Annotated in this window: 9 protein-coding genes; all 9 read left to right on the plus strand. The window is 64.5% G+C overall.

What is annotated here, in order from left to right:
* On the plus strand, nucleotides 1–908 hold a 908-nt coding region (locus VLR48_RS15810; protein WP_325292712.1), incomplete at its 5' end, for a TrkA C-terminal domain-containing protein.
* Nucleotides 909–1,066: 158 nt separating this feature from the next.
* Nucleotides 1,067–2,098: an amino acid ABC transporter substrate-binding protein gene (locus VLR48_RS15815; RefSeq protein ID WP_325292713.1), complete on the plus strand. Its 1,032-nt coding sequence runs from the start codon at nucleotides 1,067–1,069 to the stop codon at nucleotides 2,096–2,098.
* Nucleotides 2,099–2,124: 26 nt separating this feature from the next.
* A complete protein-coding gene (locus VLR48_RS15820) occupies nucleotides 2,125–3,465 on the plus strand; it encodes an SLC13 family permease (protein ID WP_325292714.1) in 1,341 nt (446 codons plus the stop codon).
* Between the two features lie 72 nt (nucleotides 3,466–3,537).
* On the plus strand, nucleotides 3,538–4,644 hold the full coding sequence (locus tag VLR48_RS15825) for a phospholipase A (protein ID WP_325292715.1): 1,107 nt from the start codon (nucleotides 3,538–3,540) through the stop codon (nucleotides 4,642–4,644).
* A 228-nt stretch (nucleotides 4,645–4,872) separates the two neighbouring features.
* Nucleotides 4,873–6,075 (plus strand): efflux RND transporter periplasmic adaptor subunit, encoded by a 1,203-nt coding sequence (locus tag VLR48_RS15830; protein ID WP_325292716.1) that lies wholly within the window; start codon nucleotides 4,873–4,875, stop codon nucleotides 6,073–6,075.
* Nucleotides 6,072–9,161: an efflux RND transporter permease subunit gene (locus VLR48_RS15835; protein WP_325292717.1), complete on the plus strand. Its 3,090-nt coding sequence runs from the start codon at nucleotides 6,072–6,074 to the stop codon at nucleotides 9,159–9,161. Before VLR48_RS15830 ends, VLR48_RS15835 begins: the two co-directional genes overlap by 4 nt.
* Nucleotides 9,162–9,615: 454 nt before the next feature.
* Complete coding sequence (locus VLR48_RS15840) at nucleotides 9,616–10,128, plus strand: Uma2 family endonuclease (protein ID WP_325292718.1); 513 nt, start codon at nucleotides 9,616–9,618, stop codon at nucleotides 10,126–10,128.
* Between the two features lie 141 nt (nucleotides 10,129–10,269).
* Nucleotides 10,270–11,169, plus strand: coding sequence for a sulfate adenylyltransferase subunit CysD (cysD, locus tag VLR48_RS15845; RefSeq protein WP_325292719.1), 900 nt, complete (start codon nucleotides 10,270–10,272; stop codon nucleotides 11,167–11,169).
* The coding region (locus VLR48_RS15850) for a GTP-binding protein (protein ID WP_325292720.1) at nucleotides 11,169–12,024 on the plus strand (856 nt) is incomplete at its 3' end. The genes cysD and VLR48_RS15850, both read left to right, overlap by 1 nt.

The following is a 12,024-nucleotide window of genomic DNA, read 5'->3' on the forward strand; positions in this document are numbered from 1 at the left end:
AGCTGATGGATGTGGACGCGGACCTAACGCTGGAGGCCGGCGATGTGGTGGCCTACATCGCAGGAATCGGCGCCCATAAGCGGGCGCGGGAGCAAGGCTTCGAGGAGGTGCTGGACACCCAGTTACTCAGCTATCAGGTGGCCACGATCGAGATGATCGTCGCCGACACCAAGACTATCGGCAAGAACCTCTCCGAGCTCGACCTGCCCGGTGAGTTTGGCTGCTTTGCCACCGGTCTCACGCGGGCAGCGATCGAGATCCCTCTGGACATCGGCCTGACGCTGCAAAAGGGCGATCGTCTGGAGGTCGTCGGCGAGCGCAACAACCTGCGCCGGTTGGCCGACGCGATCGGCTACATCGAGCGTGATGTCGAGAAGACCGACCTCGCCACCTTTGCAGGGGGAATGATCGGCGGAATCATGCTCGGGCTGGTCACGGTCAGCCTGGGCGGTATGTCGTTCGGTCTCGGCACGGCCGGCGGGCTCCTCATCGTCGGCATTCTGGTCGGCTACCTGGGATCGCTCATGCCGACCTTCGGCCGAGTCCCGGCAGCCGCCCGTTACGTGCTCATGGAACTCGGGTTGATGCTGTTCATGGCGACGGTCGGGGTCAACGCCGGCGGCGGCGTGGTTGCGGCGCTGTTGTCGATCGGGCCCGCGATTATCCTGAGCGGCGTGCTGATCACGCTGGTTCCGGCGTTGGTCGGTTACGCGGTCGGTCATTGGCTGTTGCACATGAATCCCGCCCTGCTCCTGGGCGCCATTACCGGGGCCATGACCAGCACACCGGCCCTGAACGCCGTGACCGAGGCGGCACGCAGCTCGATCCCGGCACTCGGATATGCCGGCACCTATACCTTTGCAAACGTGATGCTGACGTTTGCAGGGACCCTGATGATGGTGCTTTAACTGACATGAATGGAGTCGCGCGCGGGCCGGCAGTATGATCGGCGACAACGCGGGTCGGGCGCCTCACGTGCCGCCCCCATGGTCACCCGATACACTCCGGTCGGAGTCCGGTCTCGGTCGTGCCGTCCCGATGGCCACCCCAATCGTCGGAGCCCCCAATGAATCGCAACTGGTCAGAACGGTGTGCCGTCCTGTTAGTTCTGGCCCTCACGGTCCTGCCGGCGGCACAGGCCGGCGAGGTTCTCGATGGCGTCAAGTCGCGCGAGCAGCTGCGCTGCGGGGTCAGCGAGGGCATCCCGGGCTTCTCCGAGCGCGATGCCGAGGGACGATGGCGCGGCCTCGACGTGGACTTCTGCCGCGCGGTCGCCGCGGCGGTGTTGGGCGATGCGGACAAGGTCGAGCTCGTGCCCCTGCGTGCCTCGACCCGCTTTCCGGCGTTGCAGTCCCGCAAAGTCGATCTCTTGCTGCGCAACACCACCTGGACACTGACCCGCGAAGCGGTTCTCAAAGTCCAGTTCCCCGGTATCCTGTTCTACGATGGCCAAGGCTTCATGGTCCGTGCCGAGGATGGTATCGACAGCCTCGCCGATTTGAACGGCGCGAGCGTCTGCGTCGAGAAGGGCACGACCCACCAGCGTAACCTGACCACCTATTTCGAGGTGCAGGGCTGGTCGGTGGAGCCGCTGGTGATTGATTCGGCGCCCGATGCGGCGGCGGCCTTTTTTGCCGGGCGTTGCCGCGCCTACACCTCGGACGCCGGGCAGCTCGCCGCCATGCGTTCACTGGCGCAGAAGGATCCGCAGACCTATCCGATCCTGCCCGAGCGCATTTCGCGCGAGCCGCTGAGCGCGGTCGTGTGGGGCGGTGATCCGGAGTGGACAACGGTTGTCCGCTGGGTGTTGAACGTGCTGATCCTCGCCGAGGAATACGGCATCACCGCCGAGAATCTGAAGACCGTGCTCGCCCGGAACCGCAACCTCTTGGTACTGCGCACCGAAGACGAGCGCGGGATCATTGCGCGATCGCTGGAGATCGAGCCCGGCTGGGGCATTCGGGCCGTGCAGGCGGTCGGCAACTATGGCGAGATCTACGAGCGCCATCTCGGGCGCGACAGTCCGCTGAAGATCGACCGTGGTCTGAACCGCCTCTGGACCGAGGGCGGTCTTCACTATGTCCCCCCGATCGATTGAACTGACCCGACGACTGCGGATCCTCGATGACCGACCTTCAGATCTATTTGACCCTTGGCGTGTTTGCCGCCGTCATTCTTGTCATCGCATTCGATCTCCTCGACATGGTGGTCGCCGCCCTGCTCGGGGTCAGCGTCCTCATTGTCTTCGAAGTCATCGGCGGTGCCGATATTCTCCCGATCATCGACACCGCCGGCGGTCCACTCGCCTTGCTGTTCGGCGGGATGGTGGTGGCGCGGGTGATCGGCAAGACCGGGGTTTTCGACTGGCTCGGGGATGGGTTCCTGCGCGCCACCGGCGGGAGCGGCAAGCGACTCCTGTTGCTCATCGTCGCCTTGGTCGCTCCGGTCTGCGCGCTGCTGCCCAACGCGACGGCCGTGATTCTCGTGGCGCCGGTCATCATCGGTGTCTGTCGAGCGCTGAAAGTCGACTTTGTCGGGCCCATGATCATCACGGCCATCGTCAGCAATGCCGCCGGCATGCTCACCCTGGTGGGGGATCCCGCCACCTTCCTCGTCGGCAGCGCGATCGGCCTGTCCTTTATCGACTATCTGCGGATGGTGTCTCCGGGAGGATTACTGGCCGTCTTGGCCGTCGTCCCGCTGCTGCCGCTCTTGTTGCCGGAGGTCTGGTCGACGCGGATCAGCCTGTCGCCCGAGCGTTCCCGCGTGCGTATCGAGCACCCGAAATTCTTAGCGCTGGCTTTGCTCGTTCTCCTGACGATGGTGGTTCTGTTCCTGATCGGAGAGTCGCTGCCGAACCATATCGTTCCGCCCGAGGTCGCCATCATCGGCGCCGCCCTGGCGCTGCTGGTGGTCTACGGCGTGCGGATCGAGCCGGTCGGCGAGGTGTTGCGCGACGTGGATTGGAAGACGATCATCTTCCTCGCCGCCATCTTCACCCTTGTCCAGGGCTTCATCAAGACGGAGCTGCTGCAAGGGCTGTCGATCCAGCTCTATGACCGGTTCGGGTCCGATGTCGTGCCGGTGGCGATCTTGTCCCTGGTCGGGATCGGAATCCTGTCGAGCTTGCTGGCCAACATCCCGGTGGTCTCGGCAGCACTCGTGATGATCACGGGCTATCTGGTCGCGGCCCAGCTGGTCCCGGAGATCGCCTTGGCGAGAGGGTTCACGGAATGGCCGAACGCCGTCATGCCGGTGTTCGTCGCCATGATGTTCGGCGGAACCCTGGGCGGCAACGCCACATTGATCGGCGCCTCTGCCAATGTCGTTGCCGTCGGAATCTGCTCTGCTCGGGGCCGGCGGGTGACCTTCATGCAGTTCCTGCGGATCGGCCTGCCGATTGCCGCCGTGCAGTTGACGGTGGGGGCGCTCTATGTGCTGGGATTGGCTCGGGTGCAGACCTAACGCCGGGTCGATTGGGGTGTCGATTCGGTTACACTCGGACGCTCGATCAAATCATCAGAGGAGCGCCGCGGCGTGGTCTATTTCAACACAGCGAAAGGACTCGGCATGTCCTCGTCGGCTGCGGGCCTGCTGTTTGCCTTAGGCTTGGCGCCGAGCGGCGTCGCATTCGCGCAGGGCTCGCCCCCGAGCATCGCCGATTGCGCTCCAATCCAGACCGATCAGGCGCGGCTCGCCTGTTACGACCGGGCCAGCGGACGTCTTCCCGTCGCCGCGCAGACCTCCGGCGGAACGGTCCCGGAGCGGACGGCCATGTCGGCACCTGCGGCACCCCTGTCGGTCGGCGACACGCCGAGCGCGGTCGAGAGCCGAAGCCCCGCCGAGACCTCGCTGATCGACAAGGCATGGGCCTTCGACCCCGGATCGAGCGCTTACGACATCAGTTTCTACAACCCCAACTATCTGTTGATCGGCAACTTCACCAATCGCATCAACAGCCGACCGTTCTCACCCTTGTTCGATGCACTCGAAACCGAGGATCAGGATCTGGACAGCACCGAGGCGCGCTTTCAGCTCAGCTTCAAGTTCCGGATGTGGTCTACGGATAATCGGCGCTGGGGGCTCTGGGCCGCCTACTCTCAGATGAGCCAATGGCAGGTCTACAACGAGAAGATCTCGCGTCCCTTTCGCGAGACCAATTTTATGCCGGAGTTGATGGTCAGCTTCCGGCCGGATATCAGTTTCGGCGGTTTCGATTGGCGCCTGCTCAACGTCGGCTACAACCATCAATCCAACGGTCGATCCGACCCCATCTCGCGCAGTTGGGACCGCATCATCGCCTCGATCGGAATCGAAAGGGGCAACTTCGCGCTGGTCTTGCGGCCCTGGGTGCGCATCGACGAAGGCGATTCCGACGACGACAACCCCGATATCACCGACTACTACGGCTACGGAGATATCACGGCCTTCTATAAATGGCGCGATCACAGCTTCACCCTCATGGGTCGCGGCAATCCGAGTACCGACAAGGGCGCTGCCCAGTTGACCTGGATGTCGCCGCAAGTCCTCGGGCCCTTGCGCGTCTATGTCCGCGCCTTCACCGGCTACGGCGACAGCTTGATCGACTACAACTGGAAGCAAAATACGATCGTAATCGGCTTGGCGTTGAACGATATCCTCTGAGCGGCATCGCTCGCACGCGACAAGCCTTGCCGAGACGGGTTCGCGGCGGTTGGAGTGTCGTCGACGCGTGAGTTTCTGCTCGGTGCCGCCGTCTGCATCCCGGGCAGTCGCCGCCGCGCTCGCCCCGTGCTGCCGACGTTGCCGGAGCCCGCACGATCCTTGATCATCTGTCCATATTCGGCAACGCCGTCCGAGATCGCCGTTCAACATTCAACCGGAGATGTTCTTGTGAAAGTCTTGATCTCACACCGTTGCGGCGACAAGACGCGCCTGGTCTTCGGAACCGGCGCATCCTTGCCCCGTGCCCTCGTGCTCCCGGCGATCCTCGCGCTGCTCACCGCGTGCCAGCCTGTCGAAGAGTCGCAACCCATCGCCGAGCCCATCCGCCCGGTGCGGGTCGTGACGGTGGAGGAGCTGCCGGGCGGCGAGACCGTCACCCTCACCGGCAACATCCAGGCGCAGGATGATGTGGCCCTGGCCTTTCGGGTCGGCGGACAATTGATCGAGCGCACGGTCAGCGTGGGCGATCAGGTTCGCGCGGGGCAGATCGTCGCCCGTCTCGACGCGGTCAACGAGCGCAATGCGATCGACGCGGCGCGGGCGAATCTGGCCGCCGCGATGGCGCGTCTGGTCGAGGCGCGCAATACGGTGGAGCGGTACGAACCGATGCTGTCACGTGGCTTCGTCGCCCGCGCCCAATTCGACCGCGCCGTCGAGGCACGCGATGCCGCGCAGGCGCAAGTGGAGGCGGCCGAGGCCCAAGTCAGGACGGCCGAGAACCAGCTTGGATTCACGACACTGATCGCCGACGGGCCGGGTATCGTCACCGCCCGCGGCGCGGAGCCGGGCGAGGTCGTCGCGGCCGGGCGCATGATCGTCCAACTTGCCCGCGAGGGCGGACGCGACGCGGTCTTCGACGTGCCGGCGCGGGTGATCGAGGCGGCCTCCGCCGATGACGAGGTGACCGTTGCGCTGAGCACCGATCCCAAGGTCAGCACCACCGGCCGGGTCCGCGAGGTCTCGCCCCAAGCGGACCCGGTGACGCGGACCTTCAAGGTCCGGGTGGGTCTTGCCAGCCCGCCGGAAGCGATGCGGCTCGGCTCCACCGTCACCGGCAGCATCCAGCTCGGCGGGGTCGCGGGGATCGCCATCCCGACCTCGGCGCTCACCTCGTCCCGAGGCGCGCCTGCGGTCTGGACCCTGGACCCGGAATCGCGCACCGTGGCCTTGCGTAATGTCGACGTGGCCAGCTATGAGCTGGATCGGGTGCTGATCTCCGAAGGTCTGGCGCCCGGCGAGCTTGTCGTGACGGCGGGGGTTCAGACCCTGCGCCCCGGTCAGCAGGTCCGACTGCTCGGGGAGTCGACCCCTGATCCCATCGAAGCCCCGACCGAAGACCCGACCGGCGACTCGACCGGAGATCGGCCATGAGCGGCTTCAATCTCTCCGATTGGGCTATCCGCAACCGCTCAGTCACCATTTTCATCATGCTCGCGGTGCTGGCCGCCGGGGTGAGCTCCTTTTACAAGCTCGGCCGCGCGGAAGATCCGCCGTTCACCTTCCGCACCATGGTGGTCAAGGCGATCTGGCCCGGCGCCACCCTCGACGAGACCATCGCCCAGGTCACCGAGCGTCTCGAACGCACCCTGCAGGAGGTTCCGAATCTCGACAACCTGCGCAGCTTCACCCGCGCCGGCACCACCACCATCTTCGTCGATCTGGTCGGGAGCGCGCAGGGACGGGATGTGTCGGATACCTGGTACGAGGTGCGTAAAAAGGTCGGCGACGTGCGCCACACCCTGCCGCAAGGGATCGTGGGACCCTTTTTCAACGACGAGTTCGGCGACACCTTCGGGATCATCTACGCCTTTACCGCCGATGGTTTCACGCATCGCGAATTGCGCGACGCCGTGGAGGACGCCCGTTCGCAGCTCCTTACGGTCCCCGATGTCTCCAAGATCGACATCCTCGGAGCGCAGGACGAGGTCATCTATATCGATTTCTCGGCCGAGCGGCTGGCCGGACTGGGGTTCGATCCCGGCACCCTGATCGCCGCGCTGCGTGCGCAGAACATCGTCAGCCCGGCGGGTATCCTGAGGACCAGCGACGAGTCCATCGCGCTGCGGGTCTCGGGCGCCTTCGGCTCGGAGCGCGACATCGCCGAGGTCACGTTCGCCGTCGGCGAGCGTATGCTGCGGTTGCGCGACATCGCCGATGTCCGCCGCGGCTTCGCCGATCCGCCCCAGCCCATGTTCCGCATCAATGGGGAACCCGCCATCGGGCTCGCCATCGCCATGCGCGACGGCGGCGATACCCTGGCTCTCGGGCGCAATGTCGCCGACGCCATCGCCGACATCCGAGCCGAGTTGCCGCACGGCATCGAGCCACGTCTGGTCGCCGATCAACCCCTGACGGTGGATCTCGCGATCAACGAATTCACCACCTCGCTGTGGCAGGCGATCGGCATCGTGCTTGTGATCAGCTTCGTCGCCCTCGGTGTGCGAGCCGGCACGGTCGTGGCCATCGCCATTCCGCTCACGCTGGCCGTGGTCTTTCCGATGATGGACATCGTCGACATCGACCTGCAACGGGTCTCTCTCGGCGCGCTCATCATCGCACTCGCCCTCATGGTCGACGACGCCATGACCACCATCGACGCCATGAGCCGGCGTCTGGCCCTGGGCGACGACAAGGCAAGCGCGGCTACCTATGCCTACACGCACCTGTCCAAGGCGATGCTCATCGGCACACTGGTCACCATCGCCGGTTTCGTGCCCATCGGCTTCGCTCAAAGCTCGGCGGGCGAATACACCTTTTCGATCTTCGCGGTCGTCGGGATCGCACTGATTGCCTCCTGGCTCGTTGCAATGGTGTTCGCCCCCTTGATCGGCATGACGCTGTTGCGCCCGCCCAAGGCCGGTGCGAACGACAAGCCGAGCCGCACAGTCGCCGTCTACCGGGGTTTTCTGACGCTGGCGATGCGCGCGCGCTGGTTCACCATCGCTTTGACGCTCGCGATCTTCGTCGCCGCCATCGTGGCGCTGGGTCAGGTGCCGCGCCAGTTCTTCCCGTCCTCGGACCGCCCCGAGCTGCTGGTCAACCTTCAGTTGCCGCAGAACGCATCGATCCATGCCACCGAGCGGCTGGTGAATGAATTCGAGCAGATCCTGCGCGAGGATCCAGACTTCGCGCCCGAGATCGAACGCTGGAGCACCTACATCGGTCAGGGTGCCATCCGCTTCTATCTGCCGCTGGACGTCCAGTTGGCCAACCCATTCTTCGCCCAGGCCGTCGTCGTAACCAACGACATCGAGGCACGCGAACGTCTCCAGCCGCGACTCGAACAACTGCTGGCCGAGCGCTTCCCGGAGGTTGTCGGCCGGGTGTCGCCGCTGGAGCTGGGTCCGCCGGTCGGCTGGCCCTTGCAGTACCGCGTCGTCGGTCCGGACCCGACCGAGCTGCGCGAGATCGCGATGCAGCTCGCGGATCTCATGGCGGATCACCCCGGATCGCGCCGGGTCAATTTCGACTGGATGGAGCCGGAGCGCGAGCTGCATATCCGCGTCGACCAAGAGCAGGCGCGTCAGTTGGGCCTGAGCAGCCAGGCGGTGTCCACCGCGCTCAACGCCAATATCTCCGGCACCGGCATTACCCAGGTCCGCGACGACATCTATCTCGTCGATGTGGTGGCGCGCGAGCTCGGGGGGCAGAGTCTGTCGGTGGAAACCCTGCGCAGCCTGCCGGTCTCGCTACCGAACGGACGCACCATCCCGCTCAGTCAGTTCGCCGTCTTCGAGTATGGTCAGGACTACCCGCTGGTGTGGCGGCGCGACCGAGTTCCGACCCTGACGGTCCAGGCCGACGTCACGCCGGGGATGCTGCCCGAGACGGTGGTCGCGGATCTCGCCGACCCGATCGCCGAGTTGAACGCGACGCTGCCCGCGGGCTATCGCGTCGAGCTGGGCGGCGCGGTCGAGGAGAGCGCCGAGTCGCAAGCCTCGGTCTTTGCGGTAGTTCCGGTGATGATCCTGCTCATGCTGACCCTCCTGATCTTCCAGCTCAAGAGCTTCGCGCGGCTCTTCATGGTCCTGAGCCTGGTGCCGCTGGGCCTGATCGGCGTGGTCGGCGCCCTGCTGGCCTCCGGCAAGCCGCTCGGCTTCGTCGCCATCCTCGGCATCCTCGCCCTGGTGGGCATGATCGCCAAGAACGCCGTGATCCTGATCGACCAGATCGAGGCCGAGCGGGCGGCCGGCAAGACGGTCTGGGATGCCGTGGTCGAGGCCAGCCTATCGCGCTTCAGGCCGATCATGCTGACCGCGCTCTCGACCATTCTCGGGATGATCCCGATCGCGCCTACGGTTTTCTGGGGCTCGATGGCCTTTGCCATCATGGGCGGCCTCGCCGTCGCCTCGCTGCTCACGCTGGTCTTCTTGCCGACGCTCTATGTGACCTGGTTCGGGGGAGTGGCGCCGAGCCGCGGTAAGACCGACCCGCAGCCACACGCGAGCGGCGGCTAAACCGCGCCCAGCGTGGTATGCGATATTCTTGGATGGGATCGGCCCCGGCAGACGCGACGTGTGCTGGAGCCGGCGCGGTTTAAGAGATTAAAAAAAGGGCTGGGAGGATCTCCCCCACCTTCGGTCCATCGTCATTTGCGACGGTGACGTAACCAGCCGCCGACTGCTGGACGACATCATGCAAGAGGGGATCGAGCTGTGGGGGAATACGAGCGCTTAAGCGCAGTGACCGACGAGCTTGGGCCGCTGCTGGACGAGTTGCGCTCCGGCGTCCATTGAATCGATCGCGCCGTCGATTCGCGCCGAGATCGCTGGCGACGGTTGATGGACAAAGACCGCCGAGTCAGATCGGAAGCTTATTCAGGAATGCCTGGCGGCGTATGTTTTGTCCTTCGTTGTGATCCGCGTGCACCCTCGTCCAAGTAGCGTTCGAGTCCAGACCCGGAGCCCCGTCATGTCGCTTCAGCCCAAACACCACCTTGATTTTGCAGACTGGCTCGCTGCCGAACGGGCATCGGATCAGGGTCGTACCGAATATCTGAATGGCGAGGTCTTCGCCATGGCGGGCGGCTCTGAGGCGCACAACCTGATTGCCGGTAATGTCCATGGCGAGCTGCGCACTTGCTTCAAGGGCGGCCCCTGCTACGTTTACACGAGCGACATGAAGGTCCGGGTCGAGTCCGCTAATCTGGGTGCATATCCGGACCTGATGGCGCTCTGCGGGGAACGGCAATTTTTGGATGATCGCCGCGATATCATCACAAACCCCGCATTTATCGTCGAGGTCCTCTCCGACAGCACGGAGGCTTATGACCGGGGCGACAAATTCGCCTACTACCGGTCCATCCCCAGCCTGCAGGCCTATCTGTTGCTCTCCCAGCAGCGGGTAAGCGCCGAACTCTTCCTGCGCCAACCGAGTGGCGATTGGTTACTTTCCGTCTATACGGATCAGTTGAACTCTCGCTGAAATGCCCGCGGGCGCCGGCCGAACCGGACCTGATAGACACGGAGCCCTGTATCCCCACCCCGAGCATCCCGTCCCGTCGGTCGGACGTGCCCGGAGAACCCATCCGCGATCCTCTTTGCCACCGGCCTCGGTTAGGACTCGATGACGACTCTCACACACCTGCAACGCCTGGAATCCGAAAGCATCCACATCATGCGCGAGGTGGTGGCCGAGGTAGAGCGGCCCGTCATGCTCTACTCGGTCGGCAAAGATTCCGCCGTCATGCTCCACCTGGCCAAGAAGGCCTTCTATCCGTCCACGCCCCCCTTTCCGCTCCTTCATGTCGATACCACCTGGAAATTTCAGGACATGTACCGGCTGCGCGAGAAGGCGGCGCGCGATGCGGGGATGGAGCTGCTCGTCTACCAAAACCCGGAGGCGCTCGCACGTGGCATCAACCCCTTCGATCACGGCTCCCTGCACACCGATCTGTGGAAGACCGAAGGACTGAAGCAGGCGCTCGACCAATACGGCTTCGACGCGGCCTTCGGCGGCGCGCGGCGCGACGAAGAAAAGAGCCGGGCCAAGGAGCGCGTCTTCTCGTTCCGTTCGGCCAATCACCGCTGGGATCCGAAGAATCAGCGCCCCGAGCTCTGGAAACTCTACAACGCCCGCAAGGGCAAGGGTGAAAGCATCCGCGTTTTTCCGCTCTCCAATTGGACCGAGCTCGATATCTGGCAATACATCCATCTCGAGCAGATCGAGATCGTGCCGCTTTATCTCAGTGCCCCGCGCCCGAGCGTGATCCGCGACGGCTTGATTCTGATGGTCGACGACCATCGCTTCCCGTTGCGCGACGGCGAAGAGGTCCGCATGCGCTCGATCCGCTTCCGTACGCTCGGCTGCTATCCCCTGACCGGCGCGGTCGAGAGCGAGGCCACGACCCTGACCGAGGTCATCCAGGAGATGCTGCTCACCACGACGTCCGAGCGCCAGGGTCGCGCCATCGACCACGACCAGTCCGCCAGCATGGAAAAGAAGAAGCAGGAGGGGTATTTCTGATGGCCGACGACATCTACAAGACCGACGAGCTGATCGCGCGCGATATCGATGCCTACCTGGAGAAGCACCAGCACAAGACGATGCTGCGCTTCATCACCTGCGGCAGCGTGGACGACGGCAAATCGACACTCATCGGCCGGCTCCTCTACGACAGCAAGATGATCTTCGAGGACCAGCTCGCCGTGCTCGAAGCGGATTCCAAACGGGTCGGCACCCAGGGCCAGGAGATCGATTTCGCCCTGCTGGTCGACGGCCTGGCCGCGGAGCGCGAGCAGGGCATCACCATCGATGTCGCCTATCGCTTCTTCGCGACCGACCGGCGCAAGTTCATCGTCGCGGACACGCCGGGCCATGAGCAATACACACGCAACATGGTGACCGGCGCCTCGACCGCGGATCTCGCGGTCATCCTGATCGACGCACGCAAGGGCGTGCTGACCCAGACACGGCGCCACAGCTATCTGGCCCATCTGGTCGGGATCCGCAACATCGTGCTCGCCATCAACAAGATGGATCTGGTCGACTACGATCGGGCCAGGTACGACAGCATTATCGGCGACTACCGTGCCTTCGCGGACCAGATCGGGATCGGGAGCTTCCAGGCGATTCCGATCTCGGGTCTCAAGGGCGACAACATCACGTCCAAGAGCGACGCCACGCCCTGGTATCAAGGCCCGACCCTGCTCGAGTATCTGGAGACGGTCGAGATCGACCAAACCCGGATGATCGAGCGGCCGTTTCGCATGGCGGTGCAGTGGGTCAATCGCCCGAACCTGGACTTCCGGGGATTCTCGGGCCAGATCGCCAGCGGGCGCATCAAGCCGGGCGACGCCCTACGCATCCTGCCCGGCAGCA

This window comes from Thiocapsa sp. (genome assembly GCF_035467215.1).
Classification (GTDB): Bacteria; Pseudomonadota; Gammaproteobacteria; order Chromatiales; family Chromatiaceae; genus Thiocapsa.